The organism is Serratia sp. 2880STDY5682894, assembly GCF_001537385.1.
Classification (GTDB): Bacteria; Pseudomonadota; Gammaproteobacteria; order Enterobacterales; family Enterobacteriaceae; genus Serratia; species Serratia nevei.
Window position 1 is genome coordinate 105,275 of record NZ_FCJA01000005.1, and the last position, 25,014, is coordinate 130,288.

Annotated in this window: 23 protein-coding genes; 20 read left to right on the forward strand and 3 right to left on the reverse strand. The window is 62.4% G+C overall.

All coding sequences use genetic code 11. The features are described from left to right. Together AWX27_RS13135 and AWX27_RS13140 are read left to right on the forward strand one after the other, a co-directional pair. Positions 1-847: iron ABC transporter permease (locus AWX27_RS13135; protein WP_156428563.1), on the forward strand; the 847-nt coding region annotated here is incomplete at its 5' end. Between the two features lie 311 nt (positions 848-1,158). Next, entirely contained in the window at positions 1,159-1,311 is a 153-nt protein-coding gene (locus AWX27_RS13140; protein WP_004937610.1) for a Hok/Gef family protein, read from the forward strand. Between the two features lie 124 nt (positions 1,312-1,435). On the opposite strand, the gene metK is transcribed toward AWX27_RS13140, so the two are convergent. After that, positions 1,436-2,590: a methionine adenosyltransferase gene (metK, locus tag AWX27_RS13145; RefSeq protein ID WP_033654692.1), complete on the reverse strand. Its 1,155-nt coding sequence runs from the start codon at positions 2,588-2,590 to the stop codon at positions 1,436-1,438. A 908-nt stretch (positions 2,591-3,498) separates the two neighbouring features. Here metK and speA point away from each other — a divergent pair. The 3 genes from speA (at position 3,499) to AWX27_RS13160 (ending at position 7,203) form a co-directional block, all read left to right on the forward strand. Continuing rightward, on the forward strand, positions 3,499-5,475 hold the full coding sequence (speA, locus tag AWX27_RS13150; RefSeq protein WP_055311965.1) for a biosynthetic arginine decarboxylase: 1,977 nt from the start codon (positions 3,499-3,501) through the stop codon (positions 5,473-5,475). A 318-nt stretch (positions 5,476-5,793) separates the two neighbouring features. Beyond that, a complete protein-coding gene (gene speB, locus AWX27_RS13155; protein WP_004937606.1) occupies positions 5,794-6,714 on the forward strand; it encodes an agmatinase in 921 nt (306 codons plus the stop codon). Positions 6,715-7,050: 336 nt separating this feature from the next. Continuing rightward, positions 7,051-7,203, forward strand: a complete 153-nt coding sequence (locus tag AWX27_RS13160; protein ID WP_033638576.1) for a Hok/Gef family protein — start codon at positions 7,051-7,053, stop codon at positions 7,201-7,203. A 110-nt stretch (positions 7,204-7,313) separates the two neighbouring features. On the opposite strand, the gene AWX27_RS13165 is transcribed toward AWX27_RS13160, so the two are convergent. Beyond that, positions 7,314-8,555, reverse strand: a complete 1,242-nt coding sequence (locus tag AWX27_RS13165; RefSeq protein ID WP_060422698.1) for an MFS transporter — start codon at positions 8,553-8,555, stop codon at positions 7,314-7,316. A 398-nt stretch (positions 8,556-8,953) separates the two neighbouring features. Here AWX27_RS13165 and AWX27_RS13170 point away from each other — a divergent pair, with 398 nt between their 5' ends. The 14 genes from AWX27_RS13170 (at position 8,954) to AWX27_RS13235 (ending at position 21,923) form a co-directional block, all read left to right on the forward strand. After that, positions 8,954-9,271 (forward strand): non-heme iron oxygenase ferredoxin subunit, encoded by a 318-nt coding sequence (locus AWX27_RS13170; RefSeq protein ID WP_004937614.1) that lies wholly within the window; start codon positions 8,954-8,956, stop codon positions 9,269-9,271. A 2-nt stretch (positions 9,272-9,273) separates the two neighbouring features. Beyond that, positions 9,274-9,582, forward strand: coding sequence for a recombinase-like helix-turn-helix domain-containing protein (locus AWX27_RS13175; RefSeq protein WP_004937617.1), 309 nt, complete (start codon positions 9,274-9,276; stop codon positions 9,580-9,582). A 20-nt stretch (positions 9,583-9,602) separates the two neighbouring features. Then, positions 9,603-10,646 carry an aromatic ring-hydroxylating oxygenase subunit alpha gene (locus tag AWX27_RS13180; protein ID WP_060422701.1) on the forward strand — a complete coding sequence of 348 codons (1,044 nt, stop codon included), beginning with the start codon at positions 9,603-9,605 and terminating at the stop codon, positions 10,644-10,646. Beyond that, a complete protein-coding gene (locus AWX27_RS13185; RefSeq protein ID WP_047729877.1) occupies positions 10,643-11,398 on the forward strand; it encodes an SDR family oxidoreductase in 756 nt (251 codons plus the stop codon). Before AWX27_RS13180 ends, AWX27_RS13185 begins: the two co-directional genes overlap by 4 nt. Before the next feature lie 36 nt (positions 11,399-11,434). Continuing rightward, the gene (locus tag AWX27_RS13190) at positions 11,435-12,229 is read left to right on the forward strand and encodes an IclR family transcriptional regulator (protein WP_004937625.1); all 795 of its coding nucleotides are present in this window, start codon (positions 11,435-11,437) and stop codon (positions 12,227-12,229) included. 109 nt (positions 12,230-12,338) lie between these two features. Further along, complete coding sequence (locus AWX27_RS13195) at positions 12,339-13,280, forward strand: VOC family protein (protein ID WP_060422704.1); 942 nt, start codon at positions 12,339-12,341, stop codon at positions 13,278-13,280. After that, positions 13,277-14,488, forward strand: coding sequence for an NAD(P)/FAD-dependent oxidoreductase (locus tag AWX27_RS13200; RefSeq protein ID WP_060422706.1), 1,212 nt, complete (start codon positions 13,277-13,279; stop codon positions 14,486-14,488). Before AWX27_RS13195 ends, AWX27_RS13200 begins: the two co-directional genes overlap by 4 nt. A gap of 23 nt (positions 14,489-14,511) precedes the next feature. Further along, positions 14,512-15,768 carry an MFS transporter gene (locus AWX27_RS13205; RefSeq protein ID WP_038874278.1) on the forward strand — a complete coding sequence of 419 codons (1,257 nt, stop codon included), beginning with the start codon at positions 14,512-14,514 and terminating at the stop codon, positions 15,766-15,768. Positions 15,769-15,800: 32 nt separating this feature from the next. Further along, positions 15,801-16,325 (forward strand): cupin domain-containing protein, encoded by a 525-nt coding sequence (locus tag AWX27_RS13210; RefSeq protein ID WP_004937634.1) that lies wholly within the window; start codon positions 15,801-15,803, stop codon positions 16,323-16,325. Further along, positions 16,325-17,143: an alpha/beta fold hydrolase gene (locus tag AWX27_RS13215; RefSeq protein WP_060422709.1), complete on the forward strand. Its 819-nt coding sequence runs from the start codon at positions 16,325-16,327 to the stop codon at positions 17,141-17,143. Before AWX27_RS13210 ends, AWX27_RS13215 begins: the two co-directional genes overlap by 1 nt. Then, positions 17,140-17,934: an SDR family oxidoreductase gene (locus AWX27_RS13220; protein ID WP_047570596.1), complete on the forward strand. Its 795-nt coding sequence runs from the start codon at positions 17,140-17,142 to the stop codon at positions 17,932-17,934. The genes AWX27_RS13215 and AWX27_RS13220 overlap by 4 nt, the downstream gene beginning before the upstream one ends. A gap of 15 nt (positions 17,935-17,949) precedes the next feature. Then, on the forward strand, positions 17,950-18,744 hold the full coding sequence (locus AWX27_RS13225) for an aspartate dehydrogenase (protein ID WP_060422711.1): 795 nt from the start codon (positions 17,950-17,952) through the stop codon (positions 18,742-18,744). A 16-nt stretch (positions 18,745-18,760) separates the two neighbouring features. Further along, positions 18,761-20,230 carry an aldehyde dehydrogenase gene (locus tag AWX27_RS13230; protein ID WP_047570600.1) on the forward strand — a complete coding sequence of 490 codons (1,470 nt, stop codon included), beginning with the start codon at positions 18,761-18,763 and terminating at the stop codon, positions 20,228-20,230. 52 nt (positions 20,231-20,282) lie between these two features. Next, positions 20,283-21,923, forward strand: a complete 1,641-nt coding sequence (locus AWX27_RS13235; protein ID WP_060422714.1) for a thiamine pyrophosphate-binding protein — start codon at positions 20,283-20,285, stop codon at positions 21,921-21,923. A gap of 40 nt (positions 21,924-21,963) precedes the next feature. Here AWX27_RS13235 and AWX27_RS13240 read toward each other — a convergent pair whose 3' ends face one another. Beyond that, a complete protein-coding gene (locus AWX27_RS13240) occupies positions 21,964-22,716 on the reverse strand; it encodes a metalloprotease LoiP (protein ID WP_019456034.1) in 753 nt (250 codons plus the stop codon). Between the two features lie 238 nt (positions 22,717-22,954). Here AWX27_RS13240 and tkt point away from each other — a divergent pair, with 238 nt between their 5' ends. Next, on the forward strand, positions 22,955-24,949 hold the full coding sequence (tkt, locus tag AWX27_RS13245) for a transketolase (protein ID WP_041036605.1): 1,995 nt from the start codon (positions 22,955-22,957) through the stop codon (positions 24,947-24,949). The last annotated feature ends 65 nt before the right edge of the window (positions 24,950-25,014 follow it).

Consider the following 25,014-nt stretch of genomic DNA (forward strand, 5'->3'; position numbering starts at 1 on the left):
GGGGGCGGAACTGGACTCCTTGCTGCCGTGGCGCTGGCCGCGGGTGCTGTCGGCGCTGGCGGCGGGCATGATGCTGGCGGTCGCTGGCACGCTGATTCAGAAGCTGACCGGCAACCCGATGGCCAGCCCAGAAGTGTTGGGCATCAGCTCCGGCGCCGCTTTTGGCGTCGTGATGATGCTGTTTATGGTGCCGGGCGACGCCTTCGTTTGGCTGCTGCCCGCCGGCAGCCTGGGGGCGGCCGCGACGCTACTTATCATCATGATCGCCGCAGGTCGCGGCGGTTTCTCGACGGAACGTATGCTGCTCGCCGGTATCGCGCTCAGCACCGCCTTTACCACCGTCATCTTCCTGCTGTTGGCCAGCGGCGATCCGCGTATGGGGGGCTTGCTGACCTGGCTCTCCGGCTCGACCTATTCGGTGGAGCCGGCGCAGGCGCTGCGTACCGCGCTGGTGGCCGCCGGCCTGATGGTATTGGCGCCGTTGTGCCGCCGTTGGTTGACCATCCTGCCGCTCGGCGGCGCCACCGCCCGTTCGGTGGGCATTGCGCTGACGCCGGCGCGGTTGACCATTCTTTTATTGGCCGCCGTGCTGACCGCCATGGCGACCCTGACCGTAGGGCCGTTGAGCTTTGTCGGGCTGATGGCACCGCATATGGCGCGCATGCTGGGCTTCCGCCGTGCGCTGCCGCAGATGGTGATCGCCGCGCTGCTGGGCGGCTTGCTGATGGTGTTTGCCGACTGGTGCGGGCGGATGCTGCTGTTCCCGTACCAGATCCCCGCCGGGTTGTTGGCGACCTTTATCGGTGCGCCGTACTTCGTTTATCTGTTGCGTAAGCAGACGTCGTAATCGGCGTCTCGCCGTGCTTTTTCTGCCCTCAAAGGCTCAGCGTCGCTGAGCCTTTTTTTATTTTTCAGGGTGTTGCAAGGCACTGCGAGCGGTTGCGCAAAAACGATATTGCGTGCGAAAAGGAACACGTGGCGTGGTGGTGAGATGAATATACTGCGGGCGGGTGCTCTGGATCTTTGTCTCTGGAGCCCGTGCGAAAGAGATAAAGAGAAAAGCCCCGAGTCGATATCCATCAACCCGAGGCCTACTCTAACGCGTGACAACGTTAAGTTAGCCTCTTACCCGCCGCGAGGCAAGGAGAAGAAGGCATGATGCCGAACAAACGGAGCCTGTTAAAATTGGTGGTTATTTGTGCCACGGTAATATCACTGGCATGGATAACTCGCAGCACGCTGTGTGAGCTGCGGATCCGATCGGGCACTACGGAGGTTGCGGCCATTTTGGCTTACGAATCCGAACGGTAAGGCAACCCGGCAGCGGGGGCTTGGCCTCCGCTTGCCGGCAAGTCGCTGCGTTGATCCGGGAGCACCCATCCGCTTAAAAAAAACGGCGAGCCCAGGCTCGCCGTTTTCATGTTGATGTCGGGGCTTATTTCAGGCCGGCGGCATCGCGCAGCAGCGCGGCTTTGTCGGTCGCTTCCCACGGGAAGTGCTCGCGGCCGAAGTGGCCGTAGGCAGCGGTTTCGCGGTAAATCGGCTGCAGCAGATCCATCATCTGGATCAGGCCGTATGGGCGCAGATCGAAGAATTCGCGCACCAGCAGCGTCAGCTGTTCGGTTGGCACTTTCTCGGTACCGAAGGTTTCCACCATGATGGAGGTCGGTTCCGCTACGCCGATAGCGTAAGACACCTGGATCTCGCAGCGATCGGCCAGGCCGGCGGCGACGATGTTTTTCGCCACGTAGCGCGCCGCGTAAGCCGCGGAACGGTCAACCTTGGACGGATCCTTACCGGAGAAGGCGCCGCCGCCGTGGCGCGCCATGCCGCCGTAGGTGTCGACGATGATCTTACGGCCGGTCAGACCGCAGTCGCCCATCGGGCCGCCGATAACGAAACGGCCGGTCGGGTTGATGTGGTATTTGGTGCCCGCCGTCAGCCATTCCGCCGGCAGGACCGGTTTAATGATCTCTTCCATCACCGCTTCTTGCAGATCTTTCAGCGCGATGTCTTCGGAATGCTGAGTGGACAGCACCACGGCGTCGATGCCGACGATTTTGCCGTCGTCGTACTGGAAGGTTACCTGGCTCTTCGCGTCCGGACGCAGCCACGGCAGGGTGCCGTTTTTGCGCACTTCGGACTGACGCTGCACCAGACGGTGTGCGTAGGTCACCGGAGCCGGCATCAGCACGTCGGTTTCGTTGGTGGCGTAGCCAAACATCAAGCCCTGATCGCCGGCGCCCTGCTCGAGAGGATCGGTACGGTCAACGCCCTGATTGATATCCGGGGATTGTTTGCCGATGGCGCTCAATACTGCGCAGGAGTTGGCGTCAAAGCCCATGTCCGAATGAACGTAGCCGATTTCGCGTACGGTTTTGCGGGTGATCTCTTCGATATCGACCCAGGCGCTGGTGGTGATTTCACCGCCGACCAGCACCATGCCGGTTTTCACGTAGGTTTCGCAGGCGACGCGCGCTTTCGGATCCTGTTCCAGGATGGCGTCGAGGACGGCATCGGAGATCTGATCGGCGATTTTATCGGGATGTCCTTCGGAGACGGATTCGGACGTGAAGAGGTGTTTAGCCATTGTGTTCTTTACCTTGCATAAGACGGGTTAGAAATTACTGCACAGCGCTGGAGATCCGGCATCAAAGCGAAGGGTCTTCCGCTGATGGCGCGAGATGCATCCTGCAACGCCCCTCAGGCAAAGCCGTTAAGCAGTTTATCAGTTAACCAGTATAGATGGATTAACATCTGGACGTCTATTTTAGGTCAGGGTTTAGCCAGATTGCCAGTAATTTTTTGCGCTTTCGCTCTTTTGCGCAAACGGGTTGGCGCCATTTTCATCGCTTGAAACAGTTTTCGGCGAATTTTCATTTTGCTTTTTCACCTGCTTACCGGTATAAACTGCGCGCGCGGTTCATTTGCTGCACAGTACGGCGATTGGCGGTGGGGAAGGTGCGATAAACTTCCGCTTTGCATTCGCCGGCGTTGCGCTATTATCCGTCGCAGGCGTTCGCCGTGAGCGCCGCCGCTTCATCGAACGGTCACGTTCTTACACTATTTTAGAGGCTGGGTCGTTCACTCCGAACGGCGCGCGTGGAGGTGGTTGGATTAATGATCCGTTGTCTACCGGTTGTTGGTTCCCAACAGCAGTGCCGTTCTGGCGCACATTCTTCTGCTATTTCCCGTCTTGTCTCTCTGTCACTTACCAGGTGCGATAAACACTTGGCCGCTACTCAGGATTCTCGGGCCGGCTAACGGTCGTCTGAAGAACTGAACAAGGGTAGCCTGCAGCCTTCCTGTGGGATGTTTCTTGGCCCGATTCACGAGGTTTGAACAGGGTGTCTTACAATTATATGAGTGATAAACCGATCGCTGACCGCGAACGGCAGTTCTCTTCGCTGCCGTCAGCGCGGCTTGTTGGGTTGTTCTCGCGGGTTGTAGCTGCGATAGTGGCTGACGGTTTCGTCAGTGCGGAATGTGAGGCGAACCATGTCTGATGATCTGTTGATTCACCGCCCGCCGGTTGCGGGCGAGTCTTTATCTTTGCGCTCCATGCAGGAGGTTGCCATGAATGATCGTAATGCCAGCAAGATGCTGCGCACTTATAACGTCGCCTACTGGGGCAACAATTACTATGACGTCAACGAGCTGGGCCATATCAGCGTGTGCCCGGACCCGGATGTCCCGCAGGCGCGCGTCGATCTGGCAGAACTGGTGAAAACGCGCCAGCAAGACGGGCAGCGTTTGCCTGCGCTGTTCTGCTTCCCGCAGATCCTCCAGCATCGCTTGCGTTCGATCAACGCCGCGTTCAAACGCGCGCGTGAGTCCTTCGGTTACCAGGGCGGCTATTTCCTGGTGTATCCGATCAAGGTAAACCAACATCGCCGCGTGATTGAGTCGCTGGTGAACTCCGGGGAACCGCTGGGGCTGGAAGCCGGCTCCAAGGCCGAGCTGATGGCGGTGCTGGCGCATGCCGGCATGACCCGCTCGGTGATCGTCTGTAACGGCTATAAAGATCGTGAATACATTCGCCTGGCGCTGATCGGGGAAAAACTGGGGCACAAGGTGTACCTGGTGATCGAGAAGATGTCCGAGATCAACCTGGTGCTGGAAGAAGCCGAACGGTTGAACGTCATACCACGCCTGGGCGTGCGTGCGCGTCTGGCTTCGCAGGGCTCCGGCAAATGGCAGTCGAGCGGCGGCGAAAAATCCAAGTTCGGCCTGGCGGCGGTGCAGGTGCTGAAGCTGGTAGAGACCCTGCGCGAAGCGGGCCGTCTCGACAGCCTGCAACTGCTGCACTTCCATCTGGGTTCGCAGCTGGCCAACATTCGCGATATCGCCACCGGCGTGCGCGAATCGGCGCGTTTCTACGTTGAACTGCACAAGCTGGGCGTCAACATTCAGTGCTTCGACGTGGGCGGTGGCTTGGGCGTCGACTACGAAGGCACCCGCTCGCAGTCCGACTGCTCGGTGAACTACGGCCTGAACGAATATGCCAACAACGTGATTTGGGGCATCGGCGATGCCTGTAACGAACACGGCCTGCCGCACCCGACGGTGATCACCGAGTCCGGCCGCGCCGTGACCGCGCACCACACGGTGCTGGTCTCCAACGTGATCGGCGTAGAGCGCAACGAGTTCAGCGAACCGCTGCCGCCGGAAGCCGACGCGCCGCGCGCGCTGGAAAGCATGTGGGAAACCTGGCTGGAAATGAACGAGCCGGAGAACCGCCGCTCGCTGCGCGAATGGCTGCACGACAGCCAGATGGATCTGCACGACGTGCATACCCAATACGCGCACGGCATGTTGGATCTGACCAAGCGTGCCTGGGCCGAGCAGCTGTATCTGAACATCTGCAACAAGATCCAGCAGCAGCTCGATCCGAGCAACCGCGCACACCGTCCGATCATCGACGAACTGCAAGAACGCATGGCGGACAAGTTCTACGTCAACTTCTCGCTGTTCCAGTCGATGCCGGATGCCTGGGGTATCGATCAGCTGTTCCCGGTGCTGCCGCTGGAAGGGCTGGATAAGCCACCGGAAGGCCGCGCGGTGCTGCTCGACATCACCTGCGACTCCGATGGCACCATCGACCACTATGTCGACGGCGACGGCGTGGCGACCACCATGCCGATGCCGCCGTACGATCCGGAGAACCCGCCGGCGCTGGGCTTCTTCATGGTCGGTGCGTACCAGGAGATCCTCGGCAACATGCACAACCTGTTCGGCGACACCGCCTCGGTTGACGTGTATGTGTTCCCGGACGGCAGCGTCGAGACCGAACTGTCCGACGAGGGCGACACCGTCGCGGACATGTTGGAGTACGTGCAGCTCGATCCGAGTGCGCTGCTGGCCAAATTCCGCGATCAGGTCAAAGAAACCGATCTGGACAGCGAGCTGCAGGCGCAGTTCCTGGAAGAGTTTGAGGCCGGCCTGTACGGCTACACGTATCTGGAAGACGAGTAACCGCTCTCTTCAGGGGGGCGATGTCGGCCCCCTTGAAGCATGGATGAAATGCGGCCATAATCTGCCGTATCGGTAGCACCGAAACAAACATCGAATTACCCGTCATACTTGAAGTTGCCTCTGTGTTGGCTGCGTGCGTTCACCCCAGTTACTTACTTGAGTAAGCTCCTAGGGATTCCCGCTCTGGCCGTCTTGATGCAACTCCAATTATCTAGGGTATCAATCCCTTTCTCGTCGGGCTAACGACGCGGGAGGGATTTTTTTTTGTAACGGCCCGGCGCCTGCGCCCGGCAACTTGTTGAACTACGAGGGTTTACTATGAGCACCTTAGGCCATCAGTCCGATAATTCATTAGTGTCCAACGCCTTTGGTTTCCTGCGCTTTCCGCTGAACTTCATGCCTTACGACAGCGATGCAGAGTGGGTCATCACCGGCATTCCGTTTGACATGGCGACCTCCGGTCGCGCCGGTGGCCGTCACGGCCCGGCGGCTATTCGTCAGGTATCTACCAACCTGGCCTGGGAAGGCAACCGTTGGCCGTGGAGCTTCGATCTGCGCGATCGGCTGAACGTGGTTGACTGCGGCGACATCGTGTTCAATTTCGGCGATGCGCAGGACATGAGCGACAAGCTGCAGGCGCACGCGGAGAAACTGCTGAAGGCCGGTAAGCGTATGCTCTCGTTCGGCGGCGACCACTTCGTGACCCTGCCGCTGCTGCGCGCGCACGCCAAGCATTTCGGCAAGCTGGCGCTGGTACACTTCGACGCCCATACCGATACCTACGCCAACGGCAGCAAGTTCGACCACGGCACCATGTTCTACCATGCCCCGAACGAAGGCCTGATCGATCCGCACCACTCGGTGCAGATCGGTATTCGCACCGAGTTCGATCATGACAACGGCTTTACCGTGCTGGATGCCGCGCAGGTGAACGATCGCAGCGTGGACGACCTGCTGACCCAGATCAAAGGCATCGTCGGCGATATGCCGGTGTACCTGACCTTCGACATCGACTGCCTGGATCCGGCGTTCGCACCGGGCACCGGCACGCCGGTGATCGGCGGTCTGACTTCCGATCGTGCGCTGAAACTGGTGCGCGGCATGCAGTCGCTGAACATCGTCGGCATGGACGTGGTAGAAGTGGCGCCGGCCTATGACCAGTCCGAGATCACCGCGCTGGCCGCGGCGACCCTGGGCTTGGAGATGCTGTACCTGCAGGCGGCGAAGAAACACGCCTGACGCCAGGCCACGCCTCGCTGAAAAAGCGGCTCCCATCGTATGGGGCCGCTTTTTTTATTTCATTTGTCGCCATCCGCGCTGCGATTTTCAGCCTGTTGCAACGCCTTTGCGCAATCCTGCGCAGAAATGAAACTGAGTCAGAGAATAAGGACACGGGACAACGGAGAGGATGAATATACTGCGCGCGGGTGCTCTGGATCTTTGTATCTGGAGCCTGCGTGAAAGGTACAAAGAGAAAAGCCCCGAGTCGATATCCATCAACCCGAGGCCAACTCTAACGCCAGACAACGTTAAGTTAGCCTCTTACCCGCCGCGAGGCAAGGAGAAGAAGGCATGATGCCGAACAAACGGAGCCTGTTAAAATTGGTGGTTATTTGTGCCACGGTAATATCACTGGCATGGATAACTCGCAGCACGCTGTGTGAGCTGCGGATCCGATCGGGCAACACGGAGGTTGCGGCCATTTTGGCTTACGAATCCGAACGGTAAGGCAACCCGGCGACGGGGGATGTCCCCCGTCTGCTGATTGTTGGCGTCCAGATCCATGAGCACCCTCTCAACGCTGTCGGTTTTCCGCCGCACGGGACAGGGAAACGGGTCTATGCCCGTTTCACCTGCCGCGCCAGCAACATGCGGCCAAACAGTGCGCCGCCCGCCAGCAATGTCAGCAGCTGCGAGGCGATCAGCACCGCAAAGCCTGAAGACACCTTACCTTGGCTGGCCATCACCATGCCCATCGCCATCGGCACAAACGCCGAAAACAGATTGCCGATGCCGTTGATCAGCCCATAGGCGCTGCCGACCGCCTCCGGCCGCGCATAATGTTGCAGCAGGGTAGGGATCGCCGCGCCCTGCGCGCCCCAACAGGCATTGGCCGCCAGCAGGAAGAAGGCGATCCAGCCAAGCTGATGGCTGTTCATCACGCCATAGATACACAGCGCGGTCGCTGCGCCGCCGCAGACGAAGATCAGCGGCGCTTGATAAGGGCGGATACGATCGAGCAACACGCCGCCGAGGTATTTGGAGGCGATGCTGACGATGAAAGGCAGCGCGGCCATCCAGCCCATCTGCTTGATGGAGAACCCCTTTTCATCGGTCAGATACGCCGGCAACCAGGAGCTGGAGCCCCACAGATAGCTGAGCGTAGCGATCTCGATCAGCAGGATCCAGCCAAGCATCGGCGTGCGCCAGGCCAGCGTAAAGGTGTGCCAGACGCGGCTCAGCACCGGTTGTGGATCGGCAGAGCGCGAGGGTGAAGACAGGGCGAGGGGATGAACGAACAGCCGCACCAGCGCCAGCCCCAGCAGCAGGTTGAGCAGCGCCAGCAGGTGAAACGACATCGCCCAGCCGAAGTGCGCCATCAGAAAACTCACCAGCGGAAAGCCGAGCACCAGCCCCAATGAAACGCCCAGCGCGCTGATCGCGTTGGGCTTGCCGCGCTCGTCGGCGGCGAAATGATCGCTGATGTACATGGTCTTCAGCGAGAACAGCGGCCCCTCGCTGACGCCAAGCAGCGCGCGCACCACGCACAGCAGCATCAGCGATCCCGCCAGCGGCGAGGCGGCGGTGAGCAGCGCCCACAGCACCACGCTCAGCGTCAGTGCGCGGCGGTAACCCATCAGCGTTTCCAGAAACGGCGTCAGCAACATGGCGGACAGGCCGTAGCCGAGCAAAAACACCGTCATCAGCGTGCCCTGGTGGGCGCGGTCGCCGCCGAGTTGGAAGTGTTGCAGGAAGTCGGGATTGACCAACATCACGGCGATATTGACCCGATCCGCATAGGCGATAACGATCAGAAACAGCAGGGCGATCACCCCAAACCAGCGTTGACGTTGTTGCACGTTGCGTTCCTCAATGCGAGCGGTTGACGAATTCAGGCAGCAGCAAACTCACCCGCGGATGCCATGGCGCGCAAACGCGGGGGATGAGGCTGATTGATGTAAATTTATTGTTATCAAATAGGGTGTGAAAGACAGTGAGAAAACACTTTTACGCGCAATGCGTCGTCGGAATCAACGCATTTTTTGCCATAAATTAGCGGGAGAGCGCACAACTGACATAGGTTTTTCATATCGGTGCATGATTTCGTGATCCTTCCCGCATTTGTCATTTTTAAACAACCTTTCATTAACATTTGCCGTTCCGCTCGCTTGACGAAAGTTTCGCCAGACCTATAGTGGCTGTATTAAATAAGAAACTGAGTTTCATATATGAAACAATCAGATAGAGGACAAAAGCAATGAGCTGGAAGAATGTGTGCGAAGTGTCTCAGGTGAAAGAAGATTTTCCTTTCTCCGGCAAAGTGGAAGGAAAAGAGATCGGGGTGTACCTGCTCGACGGTAACTACTACGCGCTGGAAGACGTTTGCCCGCATGCTTATGCCTTGCTCAGCCAGGGGTTTGTAGACGACGGCAAGGTTGAGTGCCCGCTGCACGAAGCGCTGTTTGACGTGCGCACCGGCCAGTGTCTGCGCGAGCCGGGCGGCCGCGATCTGCAAACCTATCCCACCCGGGTGGTCGACAACCAAATCCAGATCACCTTTATCGCGGAGGAGTAATCATGCAGCACATCACCGATTTCAATCCCTGGCTGCCGGACACCCAACAGGTGACGCCGGCCCGCGAAGGCGGCAACGGTCAAATCCATCAGCCGGGCCAGTTCCGCAATGTCATCTGGCAAAACCGCGCCCGTGTGCCGGACGGTTTCGAAACCGCCCTGGTGGCGGCGCTGGAAACGATCTTCGATCAGGGCGCGGAAGAGCTGGAGCAGATCGTCAGCGCGCTGAATCAGCGCCGCCTGTTCGATCGCAGCGGCCAACCGTGGAATGAGGCGACGTTCCGCGAATTCCTTCACGTTAACGGTTTCTGAGCCACCTCCGGGAGAAGACAATGACAGCAAACACAACATCCTCCGAACAGAGCCTGCAGGACTATCTTGACCAGGGGTTGCGCGGCATGTGGTATCCGGTGCTGGCCAGCTGGGAAGTGGGCAACAACCCGGTCGGCATCACCCGCCTAGAGCAGCAAATCGTGGTGTGGCGCGACGGCGAAGGCCAGATCCACGCGCTGGAAGACCGCTGCCCGCACCGCGGCGCGCGGCTTTCCATGGGGTGGAACCTCGGCGATCGCATCGCCTGCTGGTACCACGGGGTAGAGGTCGGCGGCGACGGGACGGTGAAAGATGTGCCGGCAGTGGATCGCTGCCCGCTGGTGGGGCAAAAATGCCTGCGGTCTTACCCGGCCAAAGAAGCCTATGGCGCGGTGTTCCTCTATTTCGGCGTGACGGCGGATGAAGCGCCGGCGGCGCTGACTTTCCCGCAAGAACTGGCGGACGAAGCCTCGTACAGCAACTTCCTGTGCACCGCCAGCTGGAACTGCAACTACCAATACGCATTGGAAAACGTGATGGATCCGATGCACGGCACCTACCTGCACTCTTCCTCTCACTCGATGGCGGAAGGGGATCGCAAGGCGGATATGGGGCTGGAACCGACCGACAGCGGGTTTATCTTCAAGAAGAACGGCCAGATCGGCGTCAACTTCGACTGGGTGGAGTTCGGCAGCAGCGGCGCCTATTGGATGCGCCTGTCGATCCCATACAAGAAGCGCTTCGGGCCAGGTGGCCACTTCTGGATCATCGGCATGGTGGTGCCGGAAGACAAGGATCACTGCCGGGTCTTCTTCTGGCGCATCCGTAAGGTCAAAGACTGGCAGCGTGACATGTGGCGCTTCATGTACCGCAACCGCCTGGAATCATTGCATTGGGACGTGCTCGAGCAGGATCGCATCGTGCTTGAGAACATGGCGCCTAACGCCCGCGGCCGCGAATACCTGTACCAGCACGACGTCGGTCTTTCTCGCCTGCGCCGGATGATGCAGAAAGAGGCGCAGAAACAGCTGGCGACGTTGCGCGAGCGGGAGGCGGCGCAGTGAACGGCCTGCTGAACGGTAAACGCATCGTGGTCACCGGGGCGGCGCGCGGCCTGGGTTACAGCTTCGCTGCCGCCATCGCCGCTGCCGGCGCGCAGGTGGTGATGTGCGACATTCTGGCGGATGAGCTGGCGGCGAGCGGTGCCGCGCTGCGCGAGCAGGGCGCTCAGGTGGAAACGCAGACGATCGATCTGGCGTCACCGGATTCGATCCGCTCGGCGTTCGAAAAGATCGCCGCAGGCGGCGGGATCGACGGCCTCGTGAACAACGCGGCGCTGGCGACCGGCGTCGGCGGCAAAACCATGATGGAATACGATATCGACCTGTGGGATCGGGTGATGCAGGTCAACGTGCGCGGCACCTGGCTGGTGAGCCAGGCGGCGGTGCCGCTGCTGGCACGCAACCCGCACGCCAAGATCGTCAACGTGGCGTCGGATACCGCGCTGTGGGGCGCGCCGCGCCTGATGGCCTATGTCGCCAGCAAAGGCGCGTTGATCGCGATGACCCGATCGATGGCGCGCGAACTGGGCCCGCAGGGGATCTGCGTCAACGCCATCGCACCGGGCCTGACGCGGGTGGAAGCCACCGAGTATGTGCCCGCCGAGCGCCATCAGCTGTACGAGCAGGGGCGCGCGCTGGCCGGGGCGCAGCATCCGGACGATGTGAACGGTACGGTGCTTTATCTGCTGTCGTCGCTGGCGGATTTCGTCACCGGCCAACTGCTACCGGTCAACGGCGGCTTCGTATTCAACTGAGGCCCGCAGGGCAGGCGCACAGCGCAGGAGCGAGAGATGGCGGACGAGCAAGCATGTAAATATCTGATCCCGGGACTGGATCGCGGGTTGCAGTTGCTGCTGGCGTTTGGCGAGCAGCATAAGGAAATGACTTTCGCCGAGTTGCATCGCCTGGTCGATATGCCGAAGGCCACCGCTTACCGGGTGGTGCAGACGCTCGAGCACCTGGGCTTTTTGGAGCGCAATCCGCGCACCAACACCTTTGCGCTCGGCATCAAGGTGCTGCGCCTCGGCTTCGAATACATCGCGTCGCTGGACGTGGCGCAGGCCGGCCAGCCGGTGATTGAGCAGCTGCGCGATCGCAGCCAGTGCAGCAGCCATCTGGCGATCCGAGACGGGCGCGACGTTATTTACATCGCCCGCGTCAGCGCCGCCGGTTCGCAGATCAATCAGGTCAGCGTCGGCACCCGTTTGCCGGTGCACCAAACCTCTCTGGGTCGCATGCTGTTGACCAGCGCCACCCGCAGCGAGTTCGAACAACTTTATCCGGACGCGCAGCTGCCGGGCAATGCGCCGGGCACCCCGGCGGATCGCGAAACGCTGTGGCAGATGGTGCAACAAGACAAAGCGCGCGGCTATGTGATCGGCGAATCGTTCTTCCGCCACGGCATCTCCTCGATCGTCTACCCGATCTTCAACCGCGAGCAGCGGGTCGAGGCGGTGGTCAGCATCATGGTGCCGTCCGATGAGATCCCGAAAGCGGATCGCGAGCGGCTGCGCATGGAAGTGCGCGACGCGGCGGAGAAAATTTCCGGCTTCCTCGGCGCGCCGCCGCAGGCCAACGTCGGCTAACCGACAGGACCGACTCTTTTACTCAGGCAGGGATAAGGCCCGTAGCAAACAGGGGCCGGGGTTCACTCATGCCTGAAAACCGTATGCAGCGAGAACGTGAGGCTGAACAATGAGCGTAATCGGAATCGAAAAACTGGAATTTGGCGTCGAAGATCTGCCAATCTGCGAAAAATTCATGCAAGACTTCGGCCTGCAGCCCGCCACGCAACATTGGGGCGAACCGCAGCGCGAATTCACTACCCTGAGCGGGGCGCGGGTTGTCCTGCACCCGTTGCAAAGCGCGGCTCTGCCTGCGGCGTTTGAAGGCGGTTCTACCCTGCGCCGCATGACTTGGGGCGTGGCCTCGCCTGCCGATCTGGCGCGCCTGCAGCCGCGTTTGGCGCTGATGCCCGGCTTCCGTCAGGTGGGAGAAGAGCTGGAATGCCTCGATCCCAACGGCATGACGCTGCGCTTCGTCGTCAGCCGCCAGCAGGCGGTCGAGGTGCCGGTCACGCCGATCAACCAATGGGGCGACGTGCGCCGCATCGATCAACCCAGCCCGGTTTATTCGCAGGCGCAGCCGATCAACATTGGCCACGTGGTGTTCTTCGTTGAGGACCTGGCGGCGACCGAGCGTTTCTATCGCGAGCTGTTGGATTTCCAGGTTTCCGATCGCTATATCGATCGCGCCGTCTTCCTGCGCACCCAGGCGCGCGGCGGCCACCATAACCTGTTCCTGCTGAAGCTGCCGAACCGCCCACGGGGCCTGAACCACGTGGCGTTCACCGTGCGCGATATCCACGAAGTGATCGGCGGCGGCATCGCCATGAACAAAGAGAAGTGGAGCACCTTTATCGGCCCCGGCCGCCACCCGATCTCCTCGGCCTATTTCTGGTACGTCAACAGCCCGACCGGCGGCGCGTTCGAGTACTACACCAACGACGATTATCTGACGGAAAACTGGCAGCCGCGCGAGCTGGAGCATTCATTGGTCTCCTTCACCGAATGGGCGGTAGAGGGCGGCATCGATCACGACACGCGCCGCCAGCATAAAAAGGCGGAGGCGTTATGAACCGGCCGGAACACGCGGGCATCGTCATCGTCGGCGGCGGCCAGGCCGGCGGCTGGGCGGCCAAGACGCTGCGCGATCGCGGTTACAGCGGCCGGCTGACGGTTGTCAGCGACGAACCCTACGATTTTTACGAGCGGCCGCCGCTGTCGAAAGCGGCGCTGCTGGATGCCGCGGCTCCCCTCAGCCGGCTGTTCAGCGAACAGGCGGTGGCGGAGCTGAATATCGACTGGCGTCGCCCGCTGCGCGCCGAGTCCATCGATGCAGAACAGCAAATCGTCACGCTCAGCGACGGGCAACGGCTGCAGTTCGAGCAGTTGCTGATCGCCACCGGCGGGCGGCCGCGTGTGCCGAGCGCCGCCTGGGCGCAGCACCCGCGCGTGATGACGCTGCGTTCCTGGGACGATGCGGCCCGGTTGCGGCAGGGCCTGCAGGGCTGCCGTCGCCTGGCGATCGTCGGCGGCGGTTGGATCGGGCTGGAGATCGCCGCTTCCGCGCGCCGTCTCGGCGCCGAGGTGACGGTGTTTGAACGCCAGCCTGCGCTGTGCATGCGCAGCGTCGGCGCCGACGTCTCACAGGCGTTGCTCGAACTGCATCGCCAGCAGGGCGTCACGGTGCTGTGCGGCTGCGGCGAGATCTCGCTGGAAGATCGCGACGGCACCGCCTGGATCGGCAGCGAAGTCAGCGATCCGCAGGCCTTCGATCTGGTGGTGGTGGGGATCGGCGTCGAGCTGAATCTCGAACTGGCGCGCAGCGCCGGGCTGGCGATCGACTCCGGCATCGTGGTCGACGGCCAGGGGCGCACCAGCCATCCGGCGATCTTCGCCGCCGGCGATGTGGCGCGCCACCCGACGCTTGGCCTGTGCCTGCAGTCCTGGGCCTACGCACAAAATCAGGCCATCAGCACCGCCTGTGCGATGCTCGACGCCTTCGCCGCCCCGTATGACGACGTGGCCTGGCTTTGGTCGGATCAATACGACGCTAATATCCAGATCCTCGGCGTGCCGAGTGGCGGCGTGCACCATGTGGTGCGCCGCACGCCGCAGTCGCAGGTGTTCTTCACGCTGAACGCCGATCGGCAGCTGGTGCAGATGGTGGCGTTCAACGACGCGCGCACCATCAAGCTCGGCAAGCGTTGGTTGGCGAGCGGCCGGGTGCTGGATCCGCAGCAGTTGGCGGATGCGGAGTTTTCTTTGATGGCGTTGAAATAACGCCCGAACCTCGGGAGCGTTTTATGACTACGCAAGACATTGACGCCCGCGCTGGACGGGCGGGGGAAGCCGTTGCCGAAAATCCGCAGCAGCGGGTGCGCTGGTCGGTGCCGATCGCGCTGTTTGCCTGCGTGCTGTTGGCGTTTTTCGACAAGATCAGCATCGCGGCGCTGTTTTCCGATAGCGAGTTCCAGCAGGCGTTAGGGATCGGTTTTGACCCGGCGCGGCTGGGCTTGCTGATGAGCGCGTTTCTGTTCTCCTACGGCATTTCCTCGATGCTGCTCAGCGGCATCGGCGATCGGCTTAATCCGGTCAAGGTATTGATTGGCATGATGGTGGTGTGGGGCGTGCTGATGGTGTTGATGGGGATGGTGCGTTCCTATCACGCCATGATGACGCTGCGCATTCTGCTCGGTATCGCCGAAGGGCCGCTGCTGCCGATGGCCTACGCCATTATTCGTCAGGCCTTCCCGCCGCAGCTGCAGGCGCGCGCCACCATGCTGTGGCTGCTCGGCACGCCGCTGGGCGCCGCGCTTGGCTTCCCGGTCACCCTGTACATCCTCAATACCTTCGACTGGCAGGCCACCTTCTTCTTTATGGCGTTTCTGACGTTGCCGGTGATGTTGCTGGTGCTGTTCGGCATGCGCCACCTGAACGTCGCGCGCCCGGCGGCGGCGACCAAGCCGGCGGTGTCGGAACGCCAACAGCATCGCCGCGAGCTGCTGCGCAGCCCGCACTTTTGGATGATCTGCCTGTTCAACATCGCCTTCCTGACCTACCTGTGGGGCATGAACGGCTGGTTGCCGAGCTACCTGATCAAGGGGAAAGGCATTCATCTGGAGCATGCCGGTTATCTCTCTTCGCTGCCGTTCATCGCCATGCTGCTCGGCGAAGTGCTGGGCGCCTGGCTGTCGGACAAGCTGGATCGGCGCGCGCTGGCCTGCTTCCTGTCGCTGTGCGGTGCCGGCCTCGGTCTGGCGGTGGTGCTGCACCTGCAGGGCACCTACAGCGTGATCGCCGCCATGGCCTTCAGCACCTTTATGTGGGGCGCCGGCGCGCCGAATATTTTCGCGCTGTTGGCGAAGGCGACCAGCAGCAAGGTCAGCGCTACCGCCGGCGGTATCTTCAACGGGTTGGGCAATTTTGCCGGCGCGTTGGCGCCGGTGCTGATGGGGGCGTTGATCGCCGCCACCGGCAATATGGATAACGGCCTGCTGTTCCTGGTGGTGATGGCTTTCGTCGGCTGCCTCATTCTGCTGCCGTTGCTGAGAAAGTACTGATTAATCAATCGATTCAACAGAGGAGTGACAACATGTCTCAGGTTGAGAACAAAGCCGGCGTCAAGCCGCAGGATCTGTCGATGGAAAATTGGGTGGAGTCGCGCATCGCCCGTTTCGAAGGCCGTAAATACGACTGGAACGCGCTGAAGTTCCAGGCCGACTTTGACCCGAAATACCGCCGTGCGCAGATGCGCTACATCGGTACCGGCGCTACCGGCGTGGCCAGCGACGCCAACACCATTCCGGCGGGCAATTTCACCTTCTCCACCATGGTGCTGCCGTCGAAGTGCGAGGGCCCGCTGCACCTGCACGACGACGTGGAAGAAGTGTTCTTCATGCTGAAAGGCAGCATCACGCTGATGATTCAGGATGGGGAAGAGTATTACGAAACCCGGCTGAAAGAGCGCGATCTGATCTCGGTGCCGGCGGGGGTGTATCGCGGCCTGTTCAACCACGGCGAGGAAGAGGCGCTGATGTGCGTGATGCTCGGCACCGCCAAACCGGAGATCCCGACCTATCCGGCGGATCACCCGCTGTCCAAAGTGAAGCGCAACTGATGAACGGCCTGGCGCAACGCCAACGGGCGCGCTACGGGGCGTATACCCTGAGCTGGCGCGAGGCCGGGCAGGGGCGGCCGGTGGTATTGCTGCACGGCATCAGCTCCGGATCGGCCTCGTGGATCAAGCAGCTCAACGATAGCGGCCTGACGGACGGCCACCGTCTGTTGGCGTGGGATGCGCCGGGCTACGGCGGCAGCCTGCCGTTGGCGGATCCTCAGGCCGATGCCGCCGGTTATGCGGCGGCGTTGGCGGCGCTGATTGATGAGCTGCAGCTGGCGCAGCCGCTGATCGTCGGCCATTCGCTGGGGGCGCTGATCGGCAGCGCCTATGCCGCCGGCTATCCGGACGGGTTATGTGGATTGGTGTTGGCGGATCCGGCGCAGGGCTATGCCACGGCGCCGGAGGAAAAACGTCGGCAGGTGTACGGCCAGCGCCAACAGATGATAGAGACGCTGGGGCCGGTGGGCTATGGCGAGCAGCGGGCGGCGGCCTTGCTGCGTGAAGGGGCGGATCCGCAGGATATCGCCTGGGTGCGCAACGGCATGCAGCAGCTCGATCCCGACGGTTTTCTGAGCGCCGCCTGGATGCTGGCCAACGACGATATCGGCCGCTATCTGGCGCGCTATCGCGGCCCTCTGGAAGTCTGGTGCGGTGAACAGGATCGCATTACGCCGCCGGAGAAGGCGGCCGAGCTGGCGCGTGAGCAGGACGCGACGCTGCGTTTGATCGCCGCCGCCGGCCATGCCAGCTACCTCGACGCGCCGGCGTGTTTCAACCGCTATCTGCGGGACTTTACGGGAGCAATCCAACGATGAATTTTCAGCTTGAGAATCGGGTGGCGGTGGTAACCGGCGGCTCGTCGGGCATCGGTTTCGAAACCCTGAAACTGCTGCTGGCCGAAGGGGCGAAGGTGGCGTTCTGCGGCCGCGATCCGGACAAACTGGCCGGCGCAGCAGCCAGCCTGCGTGCGGAGTTTCCGCAGGCGGAGATCCTGGCGCTGCGCTGCGACGTACTGGACGCGCAGCAGGTGGCGCAGTTCGCTGACCAGGTGACGGCGCATTTCGGCGGCGTGGATCTGCTGATCAACAACGCCGGTCAGGGCTTCGTCGCCCATTTTGACCAAACGCCGCGCGAAGCCTGGCTGCATGAGGCCGAGCTGAAGCTGTTCGGCGTGATCAACCCGGTGCAGGCGTTCTTACCGGCGCTGGAACGGTCGACGATCGCGTCGATCACTTGCGTGAACTCGCTGCTGGCGCTGCAGCCGGAAGAACACATGATCGCCACCTCGGCGGCGCGCGCCGCGCTGCTCAACATGACGCTGACGCTGTCGAAAGAGCTGGTGGGCAAAGGCATTCGCGTTAACTCGATCTTGCTGGGGATGGTGGAGTCGGGCCAATGGCGCCGCCGTTTCGACGAGCGCAGCGATAAAGATCAAAGCTGGGAGCAGTGGACGGCGGCGATCGCCGAACGCCGCGGCATCCCGATGAAGCGCCTCGGCAAGCCGCAGGAGCCGGCGCAGGCGCTGCTGTTCCTCGCTTCGCCGCTGGCTTCCTTTACCACCGGCGCGGCGCTGGACGTATCCGGCGGCTTTAACCGCCATGTGTAGCAGGGGCCGATAAAGATGAAGAAGATCATGATGATTGGCTACGGCGCGATGGCGAAGGAAGTGATCGCCCGTTTGCCGGAAGGCGTGGAGGTCGGTTGGATCCTGGCGCGCGCGGCTCATCATGCGGCGATCGCCGAGGCCTTTGGCGGGCGGGTGCAGGCGTTGACCCATCCCGAGCAGTGTTTGCAGCGGCCGGATCTGGTGCTGGAGTGCGCCAGCCAGCAGGCGGTGGCGGAGTTCGGCGAAGCGGTTCTGCAGCGCGGTTGGCCGCTGGCGCTGATCTCGACCGGCGCGCTGGCGGACGCCGCATTGCAACAGCGGCTGCAGCAGGTTTGCCGCCGCCATCACGGGCAGTTGATCGTGTTGTCCGGTGCGGTGGCGGGGATGGATGGGCTGGCGTCGGCGCGCGAAGGCGGGCTGGAGAGCGTGACCTATCAGGCCAGCAAAAGCCCGGCCAGCTGGCGCGGCAGCCCGGCGGAGCAGCTGATCGACCTCAATGCGGTGAGCGAAGCGCAGGTATTTTTTGAAGGGTCGGCGCGCGAAGCGGCGCGTTTGTTCCCGGCCAATGCCAACGTGGCGGCCACCATTGCGCTCAACGGCCTGGGGATGGACGCCACCCGGGTACGCCTGCAGGTCGATCCCGCCACCCGGCGCAATACCCATCGTCTGCAGGTGTGCGGCGACTTTGGCGAATTTCACATCGAGCTGAGCGGCACCCCGCTGGCGAGCAATCCCAAAACATCAACCCTGGCGGCGCTGAGCGCGGTACAAGCCTGTCGCCGTCTGGTGGACGGCGGTTTTATTGCCTGAACGGCAGGAGCGGAGCATGGAACGATTGAATATTTTTGTCGCCGGGCGCTGGCGTGAAGGGCGTGGCGAAGAGATGGCTTCGGTATTCCCGGCCGACGGCAGCGTCAACGCGCGGCTGCGTGCCGCGAACGTCGAGGACGTGAACGAGGCGGTGGAAGCAGCGGAACGCGCCTGGCGCGCGCCGGAATGGCGTGGGCTGGTGCCGCACCAACGCGCCTCGATCCTCTACCGCGTCAGCAACCTGATTCTGGCGCAGCAGGAACAGTTGGCCGAGCTGCAGACCCGCGACAACGGCAAGCCGCTGGCGGAAACCCGCGGGCTGGTGGCCAGCGCGGCGGCGACCGCGCGCTACTTCGCGGCCGCCTGCGAGGTGTTGGAAGGCGAGCTGCCGACCCCGCGCAGCGCCGAGGTGATGACGATAAGCCAGTATCAACCGATGGGGGTGATCGCCGCCATTACGCCGTGGAACTCGCCGATCGCCAGCGAAATGCAGAAGGTGGCGCCGGCGCTGGCGGCGGGCAACGCGGTGGTGCTCAAACCGGCCGAAGCCACGCCGCTAATGGCGCTGAAGCTGGCCGAGCTGTTCGAACAGGCGGGCCTGCCGGCTGGGCTGCTCAGCGTGTTGCCGGGCAAAGGTTCGGTGATCGGCGAGGCGTTGGCGCGCCATCCGCTGGTGAAAAAGATCTCCTTTACCGGCGGGACCAGCACCGGGCGCCATTTGGCGCACATCGCCGCCGACAAGCTGATCCCCACTTCGCTGGAATTGGGCGGCAAATCGCCGACCATCGTGCTGGAGGACGCCGATCTGGAGCAGGCGGCGCGCGGCATCTGCTACGGCATTTTCAGCTCCGCCGGCCAGGCGTGCATCGCCGGTTCGCGGCTGTTCGTGCATCGTTCGCTGTATCAGCCGCTGCTGGCGCGTTTGACCGAACTGACGGCGGGGCTGCGCATCGGCAACCCGCTGGTGCCGGGCGTGCATCTCGGCCCGCTGATCAGCGCCAAACATCGGCAAAGCGTGGCGGACTACGTGGCGCTGGCGCGGCAGGAGGGCGGCCGGGTGATCATCGGCGGCGAAGCGCCGGCCGATCCGCAGCTGGCGAGCGGTAGCTATTACCTGCCGACCATTATTGAAGGCTTGAACAACGACGCCCGCGTCTGCCAGGAAGAGATCTTCGGCCCGGTGCTGGTGGCGCTGCCGTTTGACGATGAGCAACAGCTGATCGAACAGGCCAATGACTCGGTGTACGGCCTGGCGGCCGGCATCTGGAGCCGCGACTTCCCTCGCGCGATGGCGCTGGCGGAGCGGCTGGAAACCGGCACCGTCTGGGTCAATACCTACAAAACGTTCTCGATTTCCACGCCGTTCGGCGGTTTCAAGGAAAGCGGGCTGGGCCGCGAAAAGGGCCTGAACGGCATCAAGGCCTACATGCAGCAGAAAAGCGTGTATCTGGCGCTGAGCCATCAGGTGAACCGCTGGAGCGACTAGGCCGACACCTCTACGCATAACCCTAATAACGAATACCCTAAGAAGGCAGATGATGAGCGATAAAATCACGGTTGGCGAGGCGATAGCCCGGACTCTGGAACAGTATGCGGTGTCGGCGATGTACGGCATCATTTCGATTCATAATCTGCCGATCGCCGATGCGGTGGGGCAGCGCGATAAAATTCGCTTCGTGCCGGCGCGCGGCGAAGCGGGGGCGGTCACCATGGCCGACGCGCACGGGCGTTTCTCCGGCCTGGGCGTAGCGTTGACCAGCACCGGCGCCGGCGCCGGCAACGCGGTGGGGGCGATGATTGAGGCGCTCAATGCCAACACGCCGCTGCTGCATATCACCGGCCAGGTGGAAAAAGCCTATCTGGACGCCGACGCCGGTTTTATTCATGAAACCCGCGATCAGCTCGGCTTCCTGCGCGCCTGCTCCAAGCGCGCTTACCGGGTCAATTCGCCGGAGCAGGCGGTGGCGGTGATCGAACGGGCGATCCTGGATGCGCAAACCGTGCCCTGCGGCCCGGTGGCGGTCGAGATCCCGATCGATATTCAAAGCAGCCTGGTTCCCCGTTCGGTGCTGACCGAGCCGTTGGCGCCGGCGCCGCTGCCGAAGGCGGACGATGCGGCGGTGGAACGGCTGCATCAGCGGCTGAAACAGGCCAAGCGTCCGCTGCTGTGGTTGGGCGGCGGCGCCTTGGCCTGCGGCGACGCGGTGCGCAAGCTGGCGGACGCCGGCGTGGCGGTGATCTCCAGCACCCACGGGCGCGGCATTCTGCCGGACAGCCATCCGCGCAGCCTGCGGGCGTTCCATAACTCACCGAGCATCGAAGCGATCCTGACGCAGTGCGATCTGACGCTGGTGGCCGGTTCGCGCCTGCGCAGCAATGAAACCCGTACCTGGACGCTGCCGCTGCCGCGCCCGCTGGTGCAGATTGACATCGATCCGGCGGCGGCCAACCGCAACTATCTGGCCGATGAACAGATCAACGGCGACTGTGCGGCGCTGCTGGCGGCGCTGGCGGCGCGGCTGGCCCCCGGCGAGAAGGTCAACGCCGAGTGGGATGCCGAGATCGCGGGGGCGGTGCAGCAGGCGGAGAGCGCGCTGCGCCAGCAGTCCGGTGAATACGCCAAACTCAACGACGCCATCGACGCCGCGCTGCCGCAGGACGGGCTGTTGGTACGCGATATCACCGTTTCCGGCAGCGTCTGGGGCAGCCGGTTGTTCCGGGCGATCTCGCCGCTGTGCAACATTCACTCGCTGGCGGGTGCCATCGGTATGGGGCTGCCGATGGCCATCGGCACCGCGATTGCCAACCCGCAGCGCAAGGTGGTGGGGCTGGTGGGCGATGGTGGTCTGGCGCTGGGCTTGGGCGAGTTGGCGACCATGGCGCAGGAACAGGTGAATATCACCCTGCTGATCATGAACGACGGCGGTTATGGCGTGATGCGCGGCATTCAGGACAAGTACTTCGCCGGGCGCCAGTATTACAACGAGCTGCATACGCCGGCGTTCACCCAGATTGCCGAAGCGATGGGGCTGAAAGCCTGGAAGGTGGACGCAGCGGCACAGTTCAACGGCGTGCTGGCCGAAGCGATCAACTACCCGGGGCCGTCGGTGGTCGAGGTGGACATGAAACAGGTCGGGCCGCTGACTTTCGCCGGGCCGCCGCAGAAAACGCTGTATTAATACGATAAAAAACGCCCGGCGATGCCGGGCGTTTTCGTGATTATTTCTCTGCCGCGATGCGATCGCGGATGTGCTGCGCACGCGCTTGGGAAGAAGGGTGGTCGTCGAACAGGCTGCTCTGGCGGCCGGCTTCCATCTGGGCCAGCTTCTCGAAGCTGGTGGCCAGGCCGTTCGGATCGATGCCGCGTTTTTTCAGCAGATCGAACGAGTAATCATCCGCTTCGCTTTCCTGCTTCTGCGAGAACTGGGCGCTGACCAGCTTCTCGCCGATGTCTGCCAGCTGCGACTGCGACAGCGAGCCGATGACGCCGCCGGCGGAGGACGCCGCGGTGCGCAGCGCCACGGTGCCGTAAGCCACCTGCATCGCCTTGCGGGTGTGGCCCAGCGCCACGTGGCCCATTTCATGGCCCAGCACGCCTTCCACTTCGTTGTCGTTCATCATGTCCATCAGGCCGCTGTAGACGCGGATGCAGCCGTTGGCCATTGCCCAGGCGTTGACGTCTTTGGTCACGTAGACCTTGTAGTTGGCCGGGGTGCCGTTGATGTTGTCGCCCAGCGCCGCGGCGATTTTGTTGAGACGCTTGGCGTAGGTGCTGTCGGCCGGCGCGATTTGTGCCTTGCTGTCCATCTCGGCGCAGGATTTATCACTCAGGGCCTTAACGTCGTTGTTGCTCAGGGTCGCCGCCTGGAATGCCTGGGCGCCGGACTGCATCAAGGTTTCGGTATTCAGGTTTTGACAGCCGGTTGCCAAGGTGGCAATGCCCAACGCAATCAAAGAGGTACGGATCTTCATAACGCCATCTTCCTGTGAAGGTAACAAGGTAAAAGAATCATTTTGCTTGGAGGAAATCTTGTCGCAAGAGCCTAGTGTACGTCAGACGGGGCGAGAATAGTGTTATTCCGAAAAAGCGTCCAATCGTGCTAATAAGTGGTGAACTCGCTCTCATTTGGCATTAGGGATTGCCGTTGTGATGTGGAGTCTGAGAAAATAGGGAACTTGACTGCTTTTTTTATCCGACCTGGAGTAAAACATGTCCTCTCGTAAAGAGCTTGCCAACGCCATCCGCGCACTCAGCATGGACGCCGTACAAAAAGCAAATTCCGGCCACCCGGGTGCCCCTATGGGCATGGCGGACATCGCCGAAGTCCTGTGGCGTGACTACCTCAACCACAACCCGACTAACCCGCACTGGGCTGACCGCGACCGTTTCGTGCTCTCCAACGGTCACGGCTCCATGTTGATTTACAGCCTCCTGCACCTCACCGGCTACGACCTGCCGATGCGCGAGCTGGAAAACTTCCGTCAGCTGCACTCCAAAACCCCAGGGCACCCGGAGTACGGCTACACCCCAGGCGTTGAAACCACCACCGGCCCGCTGGGCCAGGGCATCGCCAACGCCGTCGGCTTCGCCATCGCCGAACGCACCCTGGCGGCGCAGTTCAACCGCCCGGGCCACGACATCGTTGACCACCACACCTACGCCTTCATGGGCGACGGCTGCATGATGGAAGGCATCTCGCACGAAGTCTGCTCTCTGGCCGGTACCCTCAAGCTCGGTAAGCTGACCGCTTTCTACGATGACAACGGCATCTCCATCGACGGCCACGTCGACGGCTGGTTCACCGACGACACCGCCCTGCGTTTCGAAGCCTACGGCTGGCACGTGGTGCGCAACGTTGACGGCCACAACCCGGACGCCATCAAGGCCGCGATTGAAGAAGCCCGCAAGGTGACCGACAAGCCGTCGCTGCTGATGTGCAAGACCGTTATCGGCTTCGGTTCGCCGAACAAGGCCGGCACCCATGACGTGCACGGCGCCGCGCTGGGCGCCGCCGAAGTGGCCGCCACCCGCGAAGCGCTGGGCTGGAAATACGCCGCCTTTGAAATCCCGCAGGACATCTACGCCCAGTGGGACGCCAAGGAAGCCGGTCAGGCCAAAGAAGCGGCCTGGAACGACAAGTTCGCCGCCTACGCCAGGGCCTTCCCGGAGCAGGCTGCCGAGTTCAAGCGCCGCATGAACGGCGAGCTGCCGGCCGACTGGAAAGCCGACGCCAAGGCGTTCGTGGAAAAACTGCAGGCCAACCCGGCCAACATCGCCAGCCGCAAGGCATCGCAGAACGCGCTGGAAGCGTTCGGCAAGGTGCTGCCGGAGTTCCTGGGCGGCTCTGCCGACCTGGCGCCGAGCAACCTGACCATGTGGTCCGGCTCGAAAGCGCTGAACGTTGACCCGGCGGGCAACTACATTCATTACGGCGTGCGCGAGTTCGGCATGACCGCCATCACCAACGGCATCGCGCTGCACGGCGGCTTCCTGCCGTACTCGGCGACCTTCCTGATGTTCGTGGAATACGCCCGCAACGCGGTGCGCATGGCGGCGCTGATGAAGCTGCGCAACGTGTTCGTCTACACCCACGACTCCATCGGTCTGGGCGAAGACGGCCCGACCCACCAGCCGGTGGAGCAGCTGGCGAGCCTGCGCGTGACCCCGAACATGAGCACCTGGCGCCCGTGCGACCAGGTGGAGTCGGCGGTGGCGTGGCAGTACGGCATCGAGCGCAACGACGGCCCGACCACCCTGGTGTTCTCGCGCCAGAACCTGACCCAGCAGCCGCGCACCGCAGAGCAGCTGGCGAACGTGTACCGCGGCGGCTACGTGCTGAAAGACTGCGCGGGCACGCCGGACGTCATCCTGATTGCCACCGGCTCCGAAGTGGGCATCACGGTGGAAGCGGCGGACAAGCTGACCGCGGCGGGCCGCAAGGTGCGCGTGGTGTCGATGCCGTCGACCGACGCGTTCGACAAGCAGGATGCGGCGTACCGCGAGTCGGTGCTGCCGGCGGCGGTAACGGCGCGCGTGGCGGTGGAAGCGGGTATCGCGGACTACTGGTACAAGTACGTGGGCCTGAACGGCGCCATCGTGGGCATGACCACCTTCGGTGAGTCGGCGCCGGCGGAGCAGCTGTTCGCCGAGTTCGGCTTCACCGTGGACAACGTGGTGGCCAAGGCGCAGGCGCTGCTGAAGTAAGCGGCCTGGCGCAAGCCGATAAAAAAGCCGGTCATCGTGACCGGCTTTTTTTATGGGCGTAACCC

What these genes read in the sequence shown, in the direction of transcription:
- AWX27_RS13140 (WP_004937610.1), top strand. Translation starts at nt 1,159, where the DNA reads ATGCCGAACAAACGGAGCCTGTTAAAATTGGTGGTTATTTGTGCCACG.
- metK (WP_033654692.1), bottom strand. Translation starts at nt 2,590, where the DNA reads ATGGCTAAACACCTCTTCACGTCCGAATCCGTCTCCGAAGGACATCCC.
- speA (WP_055311965.1), top strand. Translation starts at nt 3,499, where the DNA reads ATGTCTGATGATCTGTTGATTCACCGCCCGCCGGTTGCGGGCGAGTCT.
- speB (WP_004937606.1), top strand. Translation starts at nt 5,794, where the DNA reads ATGAGCACCTTAGGCCATCAGTCCGATAATTCATTAGTGTCCAACGCC.
- AWX27_RS13160 (WP_033638576.1), top strand. Translation starts at nt 7,051, where the DNA reads ATGCCGAACAAACGGAGCCTGTTAAAATTGGTGGTTATTTGTGCCACG.
- AWX27_RS13170 (WP_004937614.1), top strand. Translation starts at nt 8,954, where the DNA reads ATGAGCTGGAAGAATGTGTGCGAAGTGTCTCAGGTGAAAGAAGATTTT.
- AWX27_RS13175 (WP_004937617.1), top strand. Translation starts at nt 9,274, where the DNA reads ATGCAGCACATCACCGATTTCAATCCCTGGCTGCCGGACACCCAACAG.
- AWX27_RS13180 (WP_060422701.1), top strand. Translation starts at nt 9,603, where the DNA reads ATGACAGCAAACACAACATCCTCCGAACAGAGCCTGCAGGACTATCTT.
- AWX27_RS13190 (WP_004937625.1), top strand. Translation starts at nt 11,435, where the DNA reads ATGGCGGACGAGCAAGCATGTAAATATCTGATCCCGGGACTGGATCGC.
- AWX27_RS13195 (WP_060422704.1), top strand. Translation starts at nt 12,339, where the DNA reads ATGAGCGTAATCGGAATCGAAAAACTGGAATTTGGCGTCGAAGATCTG.
- AWX27_RS13200 (WP_060422706.1), top strand. Translation starts at nt 13,277, where the DNA reads ATGAACCGGCCGGAACACGCGGGCATCGTCATCGTCGGCGGCGGCCAG.
- AWX27_RS13205 (WP_038874278.1), top strand. Translation starts at nt 14,512, where the DNA reads ATGACTACGCAAGACATTGACGCCCGCGCTGGACGGGCGGGGGAAGCC.
- AWX27_RS13210 (WP_004937634.1), top strand. Translation starts at nt 15,801, where the DNA reads ATGTCTCAGGTTGAGAACAAAGCCGGCGTCAAGCCGCAGGATCTGTCG.
- AWX27_RS13215 (WP_060422709.1), top strand. Translation starts at nt 16,325, where the DNA reads ATGAACGGCCTGGCGCAACGCCAACGGGCGCGCTACGGGGCGTATACC.
- AWX27_RS13220 (WP_047570596.1), top strand. Translation starts at nt 17,140, where the DNA reads ATGAATTTTCAGCTTGAGAATCGGGTGGCGGTGGTAACCGGCGGCTCG.
- AWX27_RS13225 (WP_060422711.1), top strand. Translation starts at nt 17,950, where the DNA reads ATGAAGAAGATCATGATGATTGGCTACGGCGCGATGGCGAAGGAAGTG.
- AWX27_RS13230 (WP_047570600.1), top strand. Translation starts at nt 18,761, where the DNA reads ATGGAACGATTGAATATTTTTGTCGCCGGGCGCTGGCGTGAAGGGCGT.
- AWX27_RS13235 (WP_060422714.1), top strand. Translation starts at nt 20,283, where the DNA reads ATGAGCGATAAAATCACGGTTGGCGAGGCGATAGCCCGGACTCTGGAA.
- AWX27_RS13240 (WP_019456034.1), bottom strand. Translation starts at nt 22,716, where the DNA reads ATGAAGATCCGTACCTCTTTGATTGCGTTGGGCATTGCCACCTTGGCA.
- tkt (WP_041036605.1), top strand. Translation starts at nt 22,955, where the DNA reads ATGTCCTCTCGTAAAGAGCTTGCCAACGCCATCCGCGCACTCAGCATG.